Origin of the sequence: Pantoea sp. NSTU24 (genome assembly GCF_050157905.1) — a bacterium.
Lineage (GTDB): Bacteria > Pseudomonadota > Gammaproteobacteria > Enterobacterales > Enterobacteriaceae > Pantoea.
This window is the reverse complement of sequence record NZ_JBKIWZ010000001.1, coordinates 1,392,147-1,410,624: the sequence shown is the minus strand read 5'-3', so window position 1 is coordinate 1,410,624 and position 18,478 is coordinate 1,392,147. Positions and strand designations below refer to the sequence as shown.

The window sequence follows — 18,478 nt, the reverse complement described above, 5'->3', positions numbered from 1 at the left end:
CGTTAAGGGGGCGTCATGCTAATCAGCACCGAAAGTGCCCGCAGCAGCAGCGCCGATACCCGTCTGGCCTGCACGCTGGCCGCCACCGCAGGCGCGCTGAACACCGCCGCCTTTGAGATCGTCGGCTTTTTTTCCGCTAATATGACCGGTAATGTTTCGCTGCTCTCCGATCAGCTGGCCAAAGCGAATGCGGGACCGGTCCTCTTTTTCTGTCTGTCGTGCTGCTTTTTATAGCGGGCTCCGCCTGTTCGACGCTGATCATTAATGCGGGGCAGCGCCGGAATATCCGCACCATTTATGCCTTTGTCATTCTCACTGAGGGTGCCGCGCTGATGATACTGGGGGGCGTGGTGCCGCTCTTTTCCCCTCGCGCTACGGGGGTGGTGTTAATTACCAGTTTGAGCTTTTTAATGGGCCTGCAAAATGCGGTCGTCACCCGAATCTCCAATGCCCGGGTACGTACAACCCACGTTTCCGGCACGGCGACGGATATCGGCATTGAGCTGGCAATGCTGTTTGAAGTGCTTCGGCGCAAAGCGTCACCTAAAGAGACGCCGCTCTATTTCAGCCGCCTTCGCCTGCACTCTCTCACACTGCTGGCGTTTCTTGCAGGCGGGGTTGCCGGAATAGGGCTTTACAGGCTGCTCGGTAATGACTTTCTGCTGCCGGTGGGGGGCGGATTAATCTGTCTGGCGCTGAAAACGATTTTCACCCGAGGGGGGAAACAAAAAGGCGAGGCGAGTGTTTAAGGCAGGCGTTCAGACTTTTCGCCCGGGAAGCGTCGCGGCCTCCTGACGATCGTTCACGCAGTAGCCGCGTCTGCTGACGTCACGCGGTTCACCTGAGGGACATCAGCAGGGGGCTTTCTGTTCAGTGGAGTACAGTCATCAGTCGAAGACACCGTTGATTACTGCGGTCACGATAGCCGTACTCAGGGCGATGAGAACTAAATCGTTACCCACAGCCCGCCACTCGTAGCCGGGATAATAGGGCAGTTCATTAACCATCGACGCCGGCAGGCTTTTCTTCGCGATGCCTGGCGGTAGCGGTTTACCTCGCGCAACATTTTTGGCAATGCCCGGCGGCAGGGATGGGTAACCGACCAGACCAGAGTTTACCGCAAGCGTTCGTGCCCGGGAGAAGGAAAGGTCCGCGCTGACACGATCAGGTTGGCCGTGGTTTTTACGTTCCTGTTGTCTCTCTTTCGGCTTATCGTCATGACGTCCCTGATTGCCGTGAGCACCCTTATTTTCATGATGGCCATTGCCATTGCCGGGATTTGCATAAACTGGCGAAGCAGAAACGGCGACACCCAGAACCAGCGCCACGAGTGAAACCAGAGGGCGATGCTTTTGCATGAGTCTGACTCCTCAGGATGAACGTATCACTTTTATTAATAGATTATGAACAGAAATCACGCCGGGGGGAAATGTGATCAGGCGCGATGAAAAAATGGCGCTGTGTGGCCAGACACGCCTCTGCAGCCTCCCGAATAGCCTGTTGCGCTGCAGGAAAGCGGTAAGGGCGTCTCTTCAGCCGGGATGGTCAGGTATCGCTATCTGGCCCCGCTTTCCTCCGCCGGTAGCCTGTCAGGGCCGGATATGCGCCGGCTAATGATCCGGCGGGGGCGGGAGCGCTGAGCAGCATACCAGACGCAAGGCTGGACGCATCAGGGCCAATGAACTGGCCGTCAGCTGATACGCTGACGCTGCTCACGACGATACTTATGATAATCTTCATCGCACTCAACAGAACAGAAAGCCGTATCAGCCACCACAGATTCATCTTTGCACCAGATGCACATGCCGTCGGGACTCACGACTTTTGGCTTACGTGCTGCCAGGGAGGCCGCAAGATGCGCCTCTTCACGCTCCTGAGCTAAATCTATCTCATCCATAAATAACCCTAACCTCTTCAAATTTTAATTATTAAAACATAAATCGTTATCTGCAAAAAATATTCATACGACAGAATAGCCTGATCGCTGCCGCAGCTTCAGCAGAGGGGGCCGCTTCGCAGAGAAAATCTGCCTGTTTGCGCATAACAGGATAGCGGCATCTGGCGATAAGGCGACACTTAAAATACTGGCGTCCCACAACGTCTGCCCCTGCACACCCTGTTTATGTGTGAAGAGAAGCAGTCGTTCACCCACTGCCCTGAAACATTACCCCTTAGCGTTATGTTTGCCTCAGGCGTCTGGTCTGGCGAGAAGCGGATACAGTGCACAATGGCGACCGCTGCGGTTTTTTCTCCTGGTGGCTAATTCGCTTAACTCTCTCTATGATGGCATTTTTTCCCGAGGTTTATCGGGGCCGATCAAATCAATGAGTCAGGAAAGTACCCTAGCGATGACTTTATTAAATGACCTCGATCTGCGTCAGCTGGAAGCTTTCTCAGCGGTAATTTCTGCGGGCAGCGTTACCGCAGCCGCTAAAGCGCTGAACCGTTCACAGCCCGCCGTTTCCCGTCTGATTCAGGAGCTGGAGCAGTCGCTGGGTTATCCCCTGTTTATTCGCAATGGTCCGCGCATTCATCCATCAGAAGAGGCGTTACAGCTGCATCAGTATGTGCAGAAGGCGCTGCTGTCATTGCAGCAGATCCGCTTACGTGCGCAGGAAATTGCCCACCAGCAGCATCGCCCACTCACTATTGCCGCAACCCCCGCGCTGGCTGCCGGATTGCTGCCGCAGGCACTGTCCATGCTGACGCTGCAAAACAAAGTACACATCATCAGTGAATCCGCCGTACAGATCGCACATGCGGTGATCACCGCCGAGGCCGATATCGGCTTATGCAGTCTGCCACTGGAGCATCATGCGGTAGATCTGCACTGGATTGGGCAGGCACACTGCGTGGTGGCGTTGCCGGAGGATGATGTGCTGGCAGCGAACAGTGAGCTGTCGCTGAGCCAGCTGGCAGGCCGTCGTCTGATTGCCCCGTGGAGCCCGCAGCGTCTGCGTGGACGCTATGAAAACGCGCTGAAGAAGGTCAAAGCACCGCTGCTGGAAACCATCGAAACTAACGCCTCGGCAAATATTCTGGGCTGTGTGCGGGCGGGATTAGGTGTAGCCATTCTCGAACCGGTTACGGGATGGGGGATGCCGCTTGCCGGTGTGGCGATCCGTCCGCTGCAGGAAGCGATCCCCTATTTTTTTGGCGTGATCACCCCTCAGGGCCGTCAGATTTCCGCTGCATCGCAGGCGCTGGTGGACGCGCTGGTGGAGGCCGCCGCGCAGCTTCTGCCAGGGTTTGAACGACTGGCTGCCAGTGAACATCCTCGCATTATGCGCATCATCAACCAGACCTGATTCCGCCTTATACTCCCGCGTCTTATTTCCGGCCAAAACCGAATCGGCCATTTCCTCGCGTTACCGGCAGGCGGATTTGGCTGAGCGTCTGGTCAATAATCTCTAAGAAATCAGTGCTTATATCGTTTGCTGCATAAGATATAAGAAATCCATTGGTCAGTGTCTGAGCGCAGATCTTGACTCCGGTCAGGGGCAGGTGGATTATGCGAAAACTTACTTCTTACTATGCGTTTTAATGATTGTTAGTGGTTAATTATGTTTTTTGTTAATGATGAAAACCACAGCAGTCCCGGCGTGTTTTAACGGTTTTCGCCTGCTCATGGGCGATCGCGGACATCAGGGAAATCTCGCTATGACGTATGCCGCCAAAGGTCTTGCCGCGCTGGAAGCTCAGCTTCAGCAGGATCTGGAATTTCTGGAACTGCCTGCCAAATCCTGGGTACCGGAACGCAGCTTTGAGCATGCACCGGTGCGCGATGTGGTGGTGATCGGCGCGGGTATGTGTGGCCTGGCCGCGCTGGCAAAGTTACGGCTGACCGGCATCAGCAACGTGGTGGCCTATGATGCTGCTCCTGCCGGACAGGAAGGGCCGTGGGTCACCTTCGCGCGCATGGAAACGCTGCGTTCGCCGAAAACGCTGCACGGCCCGGCTCTGGGTCTTGCGCAGTTGACTTTCCGCGCCTGGTTTACGGCACAGTGGGGCCATGAGGCCTGGCAGGCGCTGGACAAGATCCCCAAGGCGCAGTGGATGGATTACCTGATCTGGTATCGCTTTGTATTGAATCTGCCGGTGCAGAACAATGTGCGCGTCCGCAACATCGCGCAGGCTGGCGAGCTGATTGCGCTGGATCTGGATGGCGCCGAAACCGGCCGCGTCTATGCCCGCCGTCTGGTGCTGGCTACCGGGCGTTCAGGACTGGGTGGCTTTGCCGTACCGGATTTCCTGCAAGGCATCGATCGCCGCTTCTGGGCACATTCCGCCGATGATATCGACTTTGCAGCGTTACAGGGCAAACGTGTTGCGGTCATTGGCGCAGGGGCATCATCGATGGATAACGCAGCCACGGCACTGGAGCAGGGCGCGGCTGAGGTCGACCTGCTGATTCGTCGTAAGGCGATGCCGCGTATTAATAAGATGACAGGCATCAGCAGTCAGGGTGTGGTGCACGGTATGCATCACCTGCCGGACGCGTGGAAGTGGAAGTTCGTCGACTATACCGCGGCGACACAAACCCCGCCACCGCGTGCTTCCACCCTGCGCGTATCCCGTCATGATAATGCGCGTTTCTTCCTTGACTGTGGCATTAACGCCGTCCGGCAGGACGCGGAAGGCTTGCTGATTGAGACTACGCAGGGCGCACTGCGCTACGACTTTCTGATCGCCGCCACCGGCTTCACCAACGATTTTCATGGCCGCCCGGAGTTTGCTGCTATCGCACCGCATATCCGTAGCTGGTCCGACGGTCGCTATCAACCAGAGATGGGACCGGCGCGTCAGAACATGCTGGACGCGCCGGATCTTGGCCCATCGTTTGAGTTTCGCGAGTTGACGCCCGGTGCCTGCCCGATGCTGGCACACATCCACTGCTTTAACGATGCCGCGATGCTGACGCACGGCAAAGTCTCCGGTGATATCCCGGCCGTCAGTGCGGGAGCCGATCGTCTGGTGCGTGGCATTGCCGCCTCGCTGTTTGCCGAAGATGTTGAGCAGCATTTCGCCAGTCTGCACGCTTACGACACCCCGGAATTACAGGGCGATGAATGGGTGGATTCAACCCCAGCACTAAAACAGGAGAATGCACTTTGAGCGACGCTATAGATCAGGCAGCCGGTTTGTCCCCGACGAGGCGTTATACCAGACGCGCCGCCTGCGTCCCGAGTTTGTTGACGGCGCCGAAGCATGCCGACAGTCTGTGCTCACCCCGCAGGACGATCAGGGATTGTCCGCGGCGCTGCGCCTGGCGCTGGCGCAGCGCATGGCGGTCCTGAACGACGATGTCCCGCTGCAACAGGCTTATCAGGCGCAGCTGGCGGAACTGACTCCGTCTGAAACGCTGCTGGCACTGGCTGCTGGCAGCACCGTGACGGAAGAGCCGCTGGCCACCCTTGCCCATCATACCGACAGGGTAACCCGGCAACCTGACCAGGCGACTGAACAGCACATCCGCCTGCTGGAGCAGGCCGGCCTGACCGCTCCGCAGATTGTCGCGCTGTCAGAACTGATTGCGTTTGTTAACTTCCAGACCCGCGTTACGGCTGGCTTACGTCTGATGAGGTCCGCATGATTCCGTCGGTTAATCTCAAGCCGCTGCACTGGCATCCCTATATCACGCCAGTAGAGGTTGAACAGGCGACCCCAGCGCAGCTTGAGGCAATGAAAGTCACGCCATCTAACAAGAAAATTTCTGAGTATGTCCGCACGCTGGTTCACGATCCGGAGAGCTACACCGCCCGTACCGGATTGTTCAACGCAATTATGTATGTTGAAGCGGGGCTGGACCGTGCAGATCGTGAACTGGGCGCGCTGGGGGCGTCAATCGTTAACGGTTGCCGCTACTGTGCAGTGGTGCATGCGCGTCGTCATGCACAGCTGGCCAGCAGTGACGCAGTGGTCAGCGCGATCTACTTTGACAGAGCGGATGTATTGGGTGAACGCGACGCCGCGATCTATCACTTTGCCCGTCGTTTATCTGTCACGCCGTCCGAAGCCACCCCGGACGATGTCGCTGCGCTGCGCGCTGTCGGCATGAACGATCAGGAAATTATCGACCTGATCCACGCTATCGCCATCTTTGGCTGGGCCAATCGTCTGATGCATGTGCTTGGCCATGCTGACCTGAACAAATAAGGGCTGAGGATGTTAGAACTCAAGAATATTGCGCTGGCCTACGGCAGCAATCCGATCCTGAAAGGGGTCGATCTGACGGTAAAACGGGGCGATGTGGTGTCGATTATCGGGCCAAGCGGCACAGGTAAAACCACCTTACTGCGCTGCATTAATTATCTGGCGAAGCCGTCAGCCGGGACCATTCAGCTTGATCAGATCCGGATGGATTACCCGTCACCCGATAAAGCGGCAATCCAGGCGATCCGTCTGCGCACCGCGATGGTATTTCAGCAGTTCAACGTTTTTAAAAACATGACCGTGCTGGAAAATGTGATGGACCCGCTGATTGTCATACAGCGTAAAACGAAACAGCAGGCGCGCGACATCGCCCTGCAGGAGCTGGAGCGTGTGGGCCTCGGGGCAAAGCGCGATCACTATCCCTCACAGCTCTCGGGTGGCCAGTTGCAGCGTACCGGTATTGCCCGCGCACTGGCGGTGCGTCCGGATGTGATGCTGTTCGATGAACCGACCTCATCGCTCGATCCCGAGCTGGTGGGAGAGGTGCTTAAAGTCATTAAGGACGTGGCGTCATCCGGCATTACCTCGCTGCTGGTGACGCATGAGATGCAGTTCGCTAAAAGCATTTCGAATCGCATCGTGTTTATGGACCAGGGTGTGGTGGCTGCGCAGGGAACGCCTGCAGAGATGTTCGATAACCCGACGCTGCCACGCCTTGCCCAGTTCCTCAACTCAGAAAAAGTATTCTAATAATTAAGGAAACAGAGAGATGCCTGCAATCAAAACCTCATTACGTCGCCTGGCCGCACCCGGTATCATCGCACTGGCCCTTATCAGCGGTAATAGCTTTGCGGACGCCGTACGCACCATCAAAATTGCTACCGCCGCCGAATCCAAACCGCTGTCATGGGGCGCGATCGGTCATGAGCCAGAGGGGTATGAACCGGACGTGCTGAAAGCCATTAACGCGAAACTGCCACAGTACAAATTTGTCATGGAAGGTGCAGCGGACATCGCGCAGGAAACCGGTCTGGTGACCGGCAAATATGACATGGCAACAGGCGGCTATTATAAAGCGCCTGCACGCAGCAAACAGTTCCTGATCCCGGATGCCCCGATCGGTGCCAGCCTGATGAAGATTTACAGCCGCAGCGACAGCAATATCAACGGGATGAAAGATCTGGTTGGTAAAAATATCGTGCCGGTAACCGCAGGCGGGGGCGTCTATAAATTTGTTACTCAGTGGCAGCAGGATAACCCCAACGACAAAATCACCATCAAAGCGTCGAGCGCGGGGGTGCCTTATCCGGACCGTCTGAAAGAAGTACAGAATGGTAAATATGACGCGCTGATTCTGCCCTCAAACCTGGGTGAGCAGACGGTGATCGACAACCAGAAGCTGGCGATCAAAGCCAGTGAGCCGGTGGTCATTAACAACACCTACGTGCTGATCCACCGTTCTGCTGAAAACCAGGCGCTGAATGATGACATCACCAAAACCCTGAAGGCGCTGAAGGCGGACGGTACGCTGGATAAACTGGCGCAGAAATGGTTTGGCGAAGACGTTACGAAGTACATGAAGTAACAGATTCACTGCGCCCGGTACTGAGCCGGGCGCAGGCTATCCTTTTTAGCAGGAGTGTTTCCCCGTGAATCTATCTTCCATGATTCCAGAACTGCTGTCAGCGCTGCCTTTAACGCTCGGCATCATGTTTGTGGCAATGATTGCCGGCTTCTTTCTGGCGCTCATTGCGACCTGTTTCCGTGTGCGCCGGCTTCCCGTCCTCAGCCAGCTGGCCGATCTTTACGTTTCTTATGCGCGCAGCGTGCCCGTGGTACTGCAGCTGTTTGTCGCCTTCTACGGCATGCCCCTGATTACCGATAAGCTCGGCCTGGGTGACGTCTTCTCAGCCAATGTGGCGGCTATGATTGGCCTGAGCCTTTACCACGGCGGTTATCTGTCGGAAGTTATACGCCCGGCCTACCTGGCGGTAGAGCGGGGTCAGCACGATGCCACCGACAGCCTGGGTTACAGCTTCCGCCAGAAAATGCTGCGAGTTGTCGGCCCGCAGGCGGTGCATTTTGCTCTGCCGGGCTATGGCAATGCCATTATCTACCTGATTCATAATGTGGCGCTGGTGATGTATATCGGAGCCGCAGATGTGATGGCGACTGCACACCTGATTATGGAACGGGACTACAACCAGTATCAGTTCGGGACCTATCTGGTGCTGGCGGTGATCTATTCACTGCTGTGCGGTGTGGCCTGGCTGATTGTCCGCTTCTTTGAAAAACGTCATGCAAAGTACAGCTCAGGGTCTGCGCCGCGCGTGAAATTTACCACCAGCGTCTGAGAGAGGAAGAAAATCCATGTTTGATGCTGAGGTTTTGCTGCCCGACTTCTGGAGCATTCTGGATGCCGTGCCGGTGACGCTGCTGATGGCGGTGACGATATTTATCTGTTCGACACTGCTGGGCGGACTGTTTGCGTTTATTGAGCATCGCCGCATTCCGGTGCTGCGTCAGCTGGTCATCACCTATAAAATCGTTTTTAAAGGCGTACCGATGGTGGTGGTGATCTTCCTGGCCTATTACGGCCTGCCACCGGCGCTTCACGTTGTTGCCACGCTTTTTGGCATTGAGGTCAATGCCCATTCACTGCCGAATTGGGTGATCATCATTGTGGCACTGAGCGCCTGCGTGGCGGCGTTCCAGGCTGAAGTGTGGAAAGGGGCGCTGAACTCCTTCGACAGCGGCCAGTCGGATGCCGCCCTGTCGCTTGGCTACAGCAGCGGGCAGTTATTTCGTCGGGTAATGTTTCCGCAGATTATCGTGGCAGCTATCCCCGATCTGGCGAATGCGTTTATGGTCATCATGAAAGCCCTGTCGCTGGCGTTTGCCATCGAAGTCGTGGATATCTTTGCTCAGGCACAGTTAACCGCTGCCCTGAACTTCTACTATCTCGAAGCTTTCCTGATTGCGGTGGTGTTCTACATGGTGATTGCCTGGGTTGTCACCAAAATTGCCGACCGGATTGAGGCCGCGCTGCGCGTGCGCACCTGATCGTCAGCATGTTGTCTTAAACGGCAGCGCCGTGGGTGTCAGACCGGACAGTTGACGCGCTGCGCCGCCTTCCCGTAGCGGAATAACCCGCCTGAAGCCTCCGGTTTCCGGCGGGTTTTGTGCAGCCCCCCGGTTGCTGCCTGTCGCCATTCTCTCCTCACTCTTCTCTCTGATCCTGCACGCCCAGGCCATGACCTTATCCGCCTGATATCCTCTTCTGCCCGAACGCTGCCGGCGTGCCGCTCACTCCCTGAGGCAGGACACCGGGCCGGGAACGAATGACTCTGTTATCGGCTTCGCATCTGGGCAATCGGCGCTGAACGGCTGCTGTTTAAGATTGGGTGTCGTAATGAGCGTTCCACGGCGTCAGCGACTGTCGCAGATGCGCTTTGTGTGCTGGGGTGGCAGGTTACCCGCGCGGCAGTTTGAAGCAGGGTGATATTCGGCATACTATGAACGTCATCATAGTCGTTAAACGTATTAACGTATCCAGTACCCCGGTTGGCCATAAAAGATGGCTGGCTGAAAGATGAATCCTTACGTCACTGATGGTAAAAAAACATCGACATCAAACAATTGATTTACTTGTGTAATCTGGAGCGTGAACGCCATTTCGGGCGGGCCGCTGAAGCCAGCTTTGTCACACAGCCTACACTCTCAATGCGCCTGAAAAATCTGGAGCGCGAGCTGGGCCTGCCACTGATCAACCGCAGCAATAATTTCGCCGGCTTCACCCCAGAGGGGGATCGCGTGCTGGCATGGGCACGGGAGATCGTGTCCGTCTATCAGGGGCTCAAGCTGGAAGTTGAATCGCTGAAACATGGCGTGAACGGCACGCTGCGGGTGGGCGTAGTGCCGCAGTGCAGTATGGCTCTGCCGCTGCTATTGAAAGCGGTGCAGGCGCGTTATCCTCAGCTCGACTACCGGATTGCCGTTCTGAGCGCGGATCAGCTACTGGAAGCGCTGAACAGCCACACCGTAGACGTCGGCATCGGCTTTTTTGAAATGGCGACACTGCGGGAGCTTCATTTTCAGGCGGAGATGCTGGCAGATCAGGGTGTGGAGGCCATCTTTCATCCTGACCATTTTCCCATGCTGGCCGGGGAAACGCCGCTGTCGCTCGCTGAACTGGCGCAACAGCCCCTCTGCCTGGCCGAGCCCACACGTTACTTCCGTCGCTATCTCGATATGGCGTTTCGCGAAGCTGCGCTGGTGCCGAGAGTCATTGTGGAAAGCGCTTCAGTGATGCAGCTGATGCAATGTGCGCAGGTCGGCCTTGGATTACTGGTGTCGCCGGTCGGACATCTGCTGCCGGCTTCACTTCAGGGACTGCAGCAGCGCGCGATTACGTTGCCGCCCATGGCACGTCAGGCGGCGCTGGTCATTGCTGAACCCGGCCGGGCCACCCCACTGGCACAGCACTTCTTCGACGAGGCGCGTGCGCGGCTGCCGCTGTAACCGCGCTTATTGTGCTTCGCCAAGCGCATAGAACAGCCGACTGTTCCAGTTGCCGATGGCGACACGCTGGATCAGGGCGAATATGTCATCTGCATCCCAGCCTGCCGCCATCAGCGGTTGCAGGTGGGCTGCACTGACACGTTCGGGAGAGCGTGTGAGCTGCGCTGCCAGCGCAACAATCTGCTGCTGCTCGCCAGTGGCACCAGCCTCATCAACCCCATTAATCAATATTTCACTCCCCGGCAGCAGGCGGAATGCCCAGCGGCTGCCGAGAATGCGGGCCGCGGTTGCCTCCGCCAGGACAGGGTCCTGAGGCAGATGCTGACAGAGTTGCGTCCAGCCGCAGAGGGCGGACGGGTCGTGGGCCAGCAGCCATACGGCCTCCTGCATGCCCGGCAGTGTCTGGCAGCGTGTAATCGCCGCGAGCTGATCTGCGCTGGCATAGCGTAACTCCAGCGGCTTTAGCGCGGGCTGCCAGCGGCCAGGCTGGTCAAATCCGGTGGTGTCTGCATCGGGTGGTGCGGTACTGCCGGGCAGCCAGCGAACGGGCTGAGCCTGCAGCGCCTGCAGACCGGCCACCACCCGGGCCTGATAACTGACAAAACCGATCACCTGGTTCAGTGTCACAATATCGGGTTCCGTCAGGCCAACGGCATCCAGCGCTGCAATCGCGCTGGCGCTAATCAGCCCGGGCTGCATCGCCAGCTGGCGCGCATACTGTGTAATCTGCGTCAGACGATTATTGCTCTCGCGTGAAGAGTCGGGTCCGGGCAGGGGATTCAGTCGCGCAGCGTAGTGATTACACAACCGCTGCACCCCCGCGACCTGGGCCACCGTCAGCGCAATGCTGAGGCGATCATAAAGTGTTAACGTGTGAGTGAGTGAGGTTAAAACGCGATCGGGAAAAAGACGCTGCGCCAGATCGCGACCCGCCAGCAGGGCAGGGTTATGCCTCTTCAGCAGCGCCTGCATCTCAGCATCATCGGCGTGGCAGCCCAGCAGGAAACGATCGTCAATATAAGCGGCCTCGGGCACCAGCGGCGCGGCCTGAGAAGTACGTGGACTGGTCTGGCTCTCGTAAAACCAGTGGTTATGGCCCGGATAGCGGCGTTGTTCCATGATCAATCCTTTTGCAGATTCGGGTTCGGTATGCAGGCGACAGAATCTGAAAATGTGCATAAACCGAAGGGCAGGCTTATCGTCGCTGATGGCCAGGCTGGGGCAAAAGAATGATCGGTGATAATTAATAGCGTTACGGTATAACGGCAGGAAAATCAGGCAGGATGGGGGGCAGAAGGGAAGAAAAGGGCGAGTCAGGCTCGCCCTCCAGGCACTTATTTCAGTTCCAGCTCGTTCATCGCGGCAATGCTGAAGCCGCCATCAACGTGTACCACTTCACCAGTGATGCCGCCAGCCAGATCAGAGCAAAGGAACGCTGCTGAGTTGCCGACATCTTCGATGGTCACAGTACGGCGAATCGGGGTAACCGCTTCGCAGTGTGCCAGCATCTTACGGAAATCTTTGATGCCTGAGGCTGCCAGGGTGCGGATAGGACCCGCTGAGACGGCGTTAACACGCACACCTTCCGGACCCATGGCGTTGGCCATGTAACGCACGTTGGCTTCCAGAGACGCTTTCGCCAGACCCATTACGTTGTAGTTCGGGATCGCACGCTCAGCGCCCAGGTAAGAGAGCGTCAGCAGCGCAGAGTGCGGGTTCAGCATCTCGCGGCACTCTTTTGCCATCGCCACGAAGCTGTAGGCACTGATGTCATGCGCGATTTTGAAGCCTTCGCGGGTAACGGCGTTCACATAGTCGCCAACCAGCTGTTCGCCAGGAGCGAAACCGATAGAGTGAACGAAACCGTCAAATTTCGGCCAGGTTTTTGCCAGTTCAGTGAACAGAGATTTGATGCTCTCATCTTCGGCTACGTCACATGGCAGCACGATGTCTGAACCCAACTCTTTGGCAAACTCTTCCACACGACCTTTTAACTTGTCGTTCTGGTAGGTGAAAGCCAGCTCTGCGCCCTGTTTGTGCATCGCCTGTGCAATACCGTAGGCGATGGAAAGTTTACTGGCAACGCCAGTAATCAGAATGCGCTTACCGGAAAGAAAACCCATAGCTGTAATCCTTATGGTCATTGTAGTTGGCGGCCGCATGGTTAAAAAGTAAGCGACCGACGTTAATCGACGTGCGGATTCTAGCACGTCTCTCATAAATCAGGTAAATCGGCCCGCAATTTCCGCGATATGCGGCAAAATCAACGCTCGCGCCGCCAGGCTTCGGCACTTAACGCCTCGCCAAAGTGGCTGCTGATTAGCCGCCGGGTCAGATCGTGCAGCGGAGAGGCCAGTACGTCTGCGGTGCCGCCGCGTTCTACCACTTCGCCCTGATGCATCACCAGCACTTTGTCGCTGATGTGCTTCATCATCCCCAGATGCTGGGTCACATAGATGTAAGCGATGCCATGCTTTTCCTGCAGTTCCAGCATCAGATTCACCAGCTGGGAACGCATCGTCATATCCAGCGACGCCAGGGCTTCGTCGGCGACAATCACTTTAGGTTGCAGGATCAACGCACGCGCCAGGCCCAGACGCTGCTTCTGACCGGGTGCCAGCATGTGCGGATAGTATCCGGCGTGATCGCGCAGCAGTCCCACCTGGCGCAGGGTGGCGATGATACGCTTCTCGCGCGCCTCCGCGTCGAGGTCGGTATTCAGCCGCAGCGGAAACTCCAGGATCTGGCTGATACGCTGGCGCGGGTTCAGCGAGGTGGACGGGTCCTGAAAAATCATGCGGATGCGCTGGCTGCGATAGCCATAATCGCCGAAGGTCAGTGGATGATCGTCTATCAGAATCTCCCCTTCGGTGGGTGCAACCATGCCGCTGAGCATTTTCGCCAGCGTGGACTTGCCGGAGCCGTTTTCGCCGATGATCGCCAGCGTCTGACGCTCACGCAGGGTAAAACTGACTGATTTCACCGCCTCAACGTGCTGACGACGAAACAGGCCCGTGCGATAGCGAAAGGTTTTACTCAGATTACGCACTTCCAGCAGGGTCTCCATGCTACTGGCCCTCCATATTGAGCGGAAAATGACAGGCATAGAGGTGCGTCTTGCTGCCGGTCAGTCGGGGCGTTTCGATACATTTACGCTGCGCATAGGGGCAGCGCGGCCCCAGACGACAGCCAATCGGCAGGCTCTCCAGTGACGGAATCGCGCCCGACAGCGTATTCAGGCGGCTCTTGTGCGGCAGGGCGCGACCAAAATCGGGCATCGCCCGGATCAGCGCCTGGGTATAGGGATGGTGCGGCGTGCTCATTAAGTCTTCGCTTTGCGCGGTTTCCACCGTCTGACCGCAGTACATCACGTTAATGCGGTCAGCCCACTGGCTCATGGTGCGAAGATCGTGACTGATCAGCAGTATCGTGGTGTTGTTGTTCTGATTCAGCCGGCTCAGCAGGCGGAAAATCTGCGCCTGGGTCGTGGGCTCCATGGCGTTGGTGGGCTCATCGGCAATCAGCAGGCGCGGCTGGTTTGCCAGCGCGATGGCGATCATCACTTTCTGGCACTCGCCTTCAGTCAGCTCATAGGGAAAGCTGCGCATAATATCTTTATGATCTTTGATGCCGACGCGGTGGAGCAGTTCGATGGCGCGGGTTTTACGCCAGAACCAGAAACGTTTCAGCCAGGGCCCTTTGTAAGTCCAGCGCGGGATAACCTGCATCAGCTGACGACCGATGCGCTCTGAGGGATCAAGACAGGACTGCGGTTCCTGAAAAATCATCGACACGTTGTGTCCGATGATGCGGCGGCGCTCACGTGGCGTCAGGCGCAGAAGATCGACATCATCGAAGACCATGCGGTCGGCGGTAACGCGCCAGTTATCATTGGTTACACCGCAGATAGCCTTGGCCACCAGACTCTTACCGGAGCCGGACTCGCCCACCAGCCCGCGGACCTCGCCTTCGCCCAGTGTCAGATTTACGCGATCTACCGCCTTGACCGGCCCGTCAGCGGTCATAAATTCAATGGTCAGATTACGGATATCGAGTAACGGCATTTATTCCACTCCCGCTTCGACGGCGCGACGGATGCCGTCACCCAGCAGGTTAATAATTAACACGCTGACCATCAGTGCCACGCCGGGCAGCATTACGGTCCAGGGCGCGACGTAGATCAGCTCCAGCGAATCGCCCAGCATTGCACCCCATTCCGGGGAGGGTAGCTGGGCGCCCAGGTCGAGGAATCCCAGCGCCGCGATATCAAGAATCGCCATTGACAGCGCACGGGTGACCTCGGTGATCAGCATCGGTAAAATGTTCGGCATGATGGCATAGCGCAGAATGTTGCGCCCGCTGGCCCCATCCAGGCGTGCTGCCACCACATACTCTTTTTCCAGCTCGTCGTGAACAGCGCTGTAAATTTCACGCACCAGACGTGGTATCAGTGCCAGCCAGACCGCCAGCAGCGCATGCTCCAGCCGTGGCCCGAGAAACGCCACCACGATAATTGCCAGCAGCAGTGAAGGGATAGAGAGCAGGGTATCCAGCACATGGTTCATCACTGCCGAGCGGATCCCGTGCGTCATTCCGGCCAGTACGCCCAGTACCAGCGCACCCAGGGTGGCGAAAATCGTAACCAGAATTGCGGAGCCGACCGTCGGACCTGCGCCGCTCAGCAGGCGGCTCAGGACATCCCGCCCCAGATCGTCCGTTCCCAGGAAGAAGGAGACGTCGCCGTAGCGTGACCAGGAGGGCGGCAGCAGCTGATAGCCGAGAAACTGTTGATCGATGCCATAGGGCGCAAACAGCCCGCCAAAGAGGCAAAGCAGCAGCAGCGCGCCGAAGCCATACAGCCCGACCATGGAAATCGGCTTACTGTAGAAATGCTGCCAGCTCCGACGAAAAGCACCTGGCAGGCGTTTCTCGGCGTAGATATTATCGACGGGCATACCATTCCTTATGTTTCAGCGGATTCAGCGCCGCACCGATGACGTCAGAGATCACGTTAACCAGTATCACCAGCCCGCCGATCACCATCACACCGGCGGAGATCGCCGCGTAATCCTGCTGACGAATGGCATTGATCAGCCAGCGACCCAGACCAGGCCAGTTAAAGACCATCTCGGTGATCATCGCCAGCGTCAGCATGGTGGAAAACTGCAGGCCCAGACGTGGGATCACCGGCGGCACGGCATTGTGCAGGACATGGCGACGGATCACCGTGAAGCGCGACAGACCGCGCGTGGCGGCCGCTTTGACATAGTTCTTATCCATCACGTCGCTGGTGCTGTTACGCAGCAAGCGGATCACTTCCGTCGTCGGGGCCATCGCCAGCACCAGCACCGGCAGCACCAGGTGAGAGAGGGCGCTTATGATCATCTCGTGCCGCCATGGGGAAGGACTCAGCCAGGCGTCAATCAGCGCAAAGCCCGTGATATTCTTCACCGGATAGAGCAGATCGTGACGACCTGACACCGGCAGCCAGCCCAGGGTCAGGGAGAAGAAGAGCGTCAGCAGCAGTGCAAGCCAGAAAATCGGCGCAGAGAAGCCGATCAGCGCCAGTGCGCTGATGGTTTTGTCCTGCCATTTATTGCGCATGACGCCGGCACAGATGCCGAGCGGGATCCCCACCAGCAGGGCAAACAGAAAGGCCAGGATGCACAGCTCCATGGTCGCCGGGAAAACCTCGCGCAGCTGCAGGCCAATCTCCTGCCCGTTGGTACTGGAGACGCCGAAATCGAACTGCAGCATCCCTTTAAACCAGAACCACCAGGCGTCAGAGAGCGCGGCACCTTCCAGCGGCGCATTGGGGGTGAAATAGCTCAGGCTGAAGCTGACCAGCGACAGCAGAAACAGGGTAATGATCAGCAGCAGCAGACGCCGCAGAAGATAGATAATCACTTACTTTTCCTTATCGCTTTCACGATAAACCCCGGCAAACGACGCGTTGCCGAACGGACTCAGCACCAGCCCTTTAATGTCATGACGGAACGCCTGCAGCCGCAGCGAGGAGGCCAGCGGCAGCACCGGCAGCTCCTGCGCCAGCATCTGCTGTGCCTTGTCATAACTGTCGATGCGGCCAGCGAGCTGCTGGGACAACAGGGCATTCTGCAGCGTTTCATCGAACGCCGGTGAACACCAGTGGGCGTAGTTGGTCTGCGAGCGAATCGCCGCACAACTGAGCAGGGGCCGGAAGAAGCTGTCGGGATCGTTACTGTCCGTCGCCCAGCCCGCCAGCGTCAAATCGTGATTCATCGCCATCAGCTGCGCCTCCTGAAAACGCCCCTCTACCGGCACTATCGTCAGCCGGACGCCCACCTGCGCCAGGTCTGCCTGCAGCAGTTCGGCGGTTTTCAGCGGGCTGGGATTCCATGACTGCGAGGCGACCGGCACCACCAGCCGCAGATGCAGATCGCTGATCCCCAGTGCGGTCAGCGCCGCACGGGACTTCGCCGGATCGTAGCTGGTGATGCGCGCATCGTTGTCGTAGGCCCAGGAGGCGCGCGGCAGGATAGAGGCCGCCGTTTCGGCGGTGCCGTAATAGATGGACTCCATCAGGCGTTCATTGTTGATCGCCAGCGCCAGCGCGTGACGCACTTCCGGCCGGTCAAGCGGCGGTTTGCGGGTATTAAAAGCCAGATAGGCGACGTTCATACCGGGACGCAGCGTCATCCGCAGACGGGGATCGTCGCGCAGAATCGTCAGCTGACTGGCTGCCGGATAAGCCAGCACATCGCATTCGCCGGTCAGGAGTTTAGAGAGCCGTCCGGTGCCGCCCGAACCAAGATCGATAACGGCCTGTTGCAGACGCGGCACGCCCTTCCAGTAGTGCGGATTGCGCGCCAGCCGGATGTACTGACCAGTGCGATATTCGCTGAGCTGATAGGGGCCGGAGCCGACCGGCTGCCGATCCAGCTCTTCCTGCCGACCCTGCGCGGTGAGCTGATCGGCGTACTCTTTCGACAGTACAGGCGCATAGTGGGTCGCCATGTGCCAGAGAAATGAGGCATCCGGGCTGTTCAGCCTGAACTCCACCGTTCTGTTGTCAATTTTTCTGACGCTCTGCACGGAATCAGCGAACTGCAGGCTGTCAAAGTAGGGATAGTAACCGCCATTGACGTTATGCCAGGGATGATGCCTGTCAAACATCCTGGCAAAGCTGAACACCACATCATCAGCGTTCAGCGTGCGGGTCGGATGAAACTGATTAGTCTGCTGAAACTGCACGCCGCTGCGCAGATGAAAGCGATAAGTCGCGCCGTTATCGCGCACTTCCCAGCCCGACGCCAGGTCGGGTTTAAGGCGATAGGTGTAAGGATCAACGTCCAGCAGGCGGTCGTAAAGCTGCGCGGCCAGCGTATCAACCGTCAGTCCGCTGCTGGCCATCTGCGGGTTAAAGGTGTTGAGGGTGCCGCTGACACAATAGACAAAGCCGGTCTGGCGTATATCACCTGCCGGTGCCGACCATGCAGGGACACTTAAGGCACTGAGGCTCAGCAGCAGCGAATAGAGTAGTTTTGACATAGAACTCAACGATTTTGAGGCATTAGCCAGAGTGTATCGCAAAGCGGGCAGAGTCCCAAAACCTGCGACGACAGCCAGCCTGTTTTTCATCATTGTGGTCAGGAAAAGCACGCACAGAGGGTGTAGTAATGAGAAAAATTCTCAATTAAAGGTTTACAGATGATAATAGGAATGATTATTATTCGTTTGCGGTTCGACGGTGGCTCTGCCGGAGAAAAGCACGACATTGCTCACATTGCTTCCAGTATTGTTGCCCGCCCGATGGCGGGCTTTT

Annotated in this window: 17 protein-coding genes and 2 pseudogenes; 10 read left to right on the top strand and 9 right to left on the bottom strand. The window is 57.4% G+C overall.

The window, feature by feature from the left end; all coding sequences use genetic code 11:
- The first annotated feature begins 15 nt into the window (after positions 1 to 15).
- A pseudogene (locus ACLHDD_RS06880) lies at positions 16 to 749 on the top strand (YoaK family protein).
- A 138-nt stretch (positions 750 to 887) separates the two neighbouring features.
- Here the strand turns inward: ACLHDD_RS06880 and ACLHDD_RS06875 are convergent.
- Positions 888 to 1,358 carry an anti-virulence regulator CigR family protein gene (locus tag ACLHDD_RS06875; RefSeq protein ID WP_427103501.1) on the bottom strand — a complete coding sequence of 157 codons (471 nt, stop codon included), beginning with the start codon at positions 1,356 to 1,358 and terminating at the stop codon, positions 888 to 890.
- 332 nt (positions 1,359 to 1,690) lie between these two features.
- Positions 1,691 to 1,897: a hypothetical protein gene (locus ACLHDD_RS06870; RefSeq protein ID WP_313651432.1), complete on the bottom strand. Its 207-nt coding sequence runs from the start codon at positions 1,895 to 1,897 to the stop codon at positions 1,691 to 1,693.
- A gap of 451 nt (positions 1,898 to 2,348) precedes the next feature.
- Between ACLHDD_RS06870 and ACLHDD_RS06865 the strand changes: the two genes are divergently transcribed.
- The 9 genes and pseudogenes from ACLHDD_RS06865 (at position 2,349) to ACLHDD_RS06825 (ending at position 10,674) form a co-directional block, all read left to right on the top strand.
- The gene (locus ACLHDD_RS06865; protein ID WP_427103500.1) at positions 2,349 to 3,308 is read left to right on the top strand and encodes a LysR family transcriptional regulator; all 960 of its coding nucleotides are present in this window, start codon (positions 2,349 to 2,351) and stop codon (positions 3,306 to 3,308) included.
- 352 nt (positions 3,309 to 3,660) lie between these two features.
- On the top strand, positions 3,661 to 5,115 hold the full coding sequence (locus ACLHDD_RS06860; RefSeq protein ID WP_427103499.1) for an NAD(P)-binding domain-containing protein: 1,455 nt from the start codon (positions 3,661 to 3,663) through the stop codon (positions 5,113 to 5,115).
- Positions 5,112 to 5,593, top strand: a pseudogene (locus ACLHDD_RS06855) (CMD domain-containing protein). The gene ACLHDD_RS06860 and the pseudogene ACLHDD_RS06855 overlap by 4 nt, the downstream one beginning before the upstream one ends.
- The gene (locus ACLHDD_RS06850) at positions 5,590 to 6,156 is read left to right on the top strand and encodes a peroxidase-related enzyme (protein WP_427103498.1); all 567 of its coding nucleotides are present in this window, start codon (positions 5,590 to 5,592) and stop codon (positions 6,154 to 6,156) included. The pseudogene ACLHDD_RS06855 and the gene ACLHDD_RS06850 overlap by 4 nt, the downstream one beginning before the upstream one ends.
- A gap of 9 nt (positions 6,157 to 6,165) precedes the next feature.
- A complete protein-coding gene (locus ACLHDD_RS06845; RefSeq protein WP_427103497.1) occupies positions 6,166 to 6,903 on the top strand; it encodes an amino acid ABC transporter ATP-binding protein in 738 nt (245 codons plus the stop codon).
- 19 nt (positions 6,904 to 6,922) lie between these two features.
- Positions 6,923 to 7,738 carry a transporter substrate-binding domain-containing protein gene (locus ACLHDD_RS06840; RefSeq protein WP_427103496.1) on the top strand — a complete coding sequence of 272 codons (816 nt, stop codon included), beginning with the start codon at positions 6,923 to 6,925 and terminating at the stop codon, positions 7,736 to 7,738.
- A gap of 79 nt (positions 7,739 to 7,817) precedes the next feature.
- On the top strand, positions 7,818 to 8,507 hold the full coding sequence (locus tag ACLHDD_RS06835) for an amino acid ABC transporter permease (protein ID WP_427105183.1): 690 nt from the start codon (positions 7,818 to 7,820) through the stop codon (positions 8,505 to 8,507).
- Positions 8,508 to 8,523: 16 nt separating this feature from the next.
- Entirely contained in the window at positions 8,524 to 9,216 is a 693-nt protein-coding gene (locus ACLHDD_RS06830) for an amino acid ABC transporter permease (RefSeq protein ID WP_427103495.1), read from the top strand.
- Between the two features lie 561 nt (positions 9,217 to 9,777).
- A complete protein-coding gene (locus ACLHDD_RS06825; RefSeq protein ID WP_427105182.1) occupies positions 9,778 to 10,674 on the top strand; it encodes a LysR family transcriptional regulator in 897 nt (298 codons plus the stop codon).
- 6 nt (positions 10,675 to 10,680) lie between these two features.
- Here the strand turns inward: ACLHDD_RS06825 and ACLHDD_RS06820 are convergent, their stop codons facing one another.
- The 7 genes from ACLHDD_RS06820 to sapA all read right to left on the bottom strand — a co-directional run bounded on the left by ACLHDD_RS06820 (position 10,681) and on the right by sapA (position 18,204).
- The gene (locus tag ACLHDD_RS06820; protein WP_427103494.1) at positions 10,681 to 11,793 is read right to left on the bottom strand and encodes a CMD domain-containing protein; all 1,113 of its coding nucleotides are present in this window, start codon (positions 11,791 to 11,793) and stop codon (positions 10,681 to 10,683) included.
- A 215-nt stretch (positions 11,794 to 12,008) separates the two neighbouring features.
- Positions 12,009 to 12,797: an enoyl-ACP reductase FabI gene (gene fabI / locus ACLHDD_RS06815; RefSeq protein WP_111139472.1), complete on the bottom strand. Its 789-nt coding sequence runs from the start codon at positions 12,795 to 12,797 to the stop codon at positions 12,009 to 12,011.
- Between the two features lie 140 nt (positions 12,798 to 12,937).
- Positions 12,938 to 13,741, bottom strand: coding sequence for a putrescine export ABC transporter ATP-binding protein SapF (gene sapF, locus ACLHDD_RS06810; protein ID WP_111139473.1), 804 nt, complete (start codon positions 13,739 to 13,741; stop codon positions 12,938 to 12,940).
- Position 13,742: 1 nt separating this feature from the next.
- On the bottom strand, positions 13,743 to 14,738 hold the full coding sequence (sapD, locus tag ACLHDD_RS06805) for a putrescine export ABC transporter ATP-binding protein SapD (RefSeq protein WP_427103493.1): 996 nt from the start codon (positions 14,736 to 14,738) through the stop codon (positions 13,743 to 13,745).
- On the bottom strand, positions 14,739 to 15,629 hold the full coding sequence (gene sapC, locus ACLHDD_RS06800) for a putrescine export ABC transporter permease SapC (RefSeq protein ID WP_427103492.1): 891 nt from the start codon (positions 15,627 to 15,629) through the stop codon (positions 14,739 to 14,741).
- Positions 15,616 to 16,581 carry a putrescine export ABC transporter permease SapB gene (sapB, locus tag ACLHDD_RS06795; RefSeq protein ID WP_427103491.1) on the bottom strand — a complete coding sequence of 322 codons (966 nt, stop codon included), beginning with the start codon at positions 16,579 to 16,581 and terminating at the stop codon, positions 15,616 to 15,618. Before sapB ends, sapC begins: the two co-directional genes overlap by 14 nt.
- Positions 16,582 to 18,204, bottom strand: coding sequence for an ABC transporter substrate-binding protein SapA (sapA, locus tag ACLHDD_RS06790; protein ID WP_427103490.1), 1,623 nt, complete (start codon positions 18,202 to 18,204; stop codon positions 16,582 to 16,584).
- Positions 18,205 to 18,478: the final 274 nt, after the last annotated feature.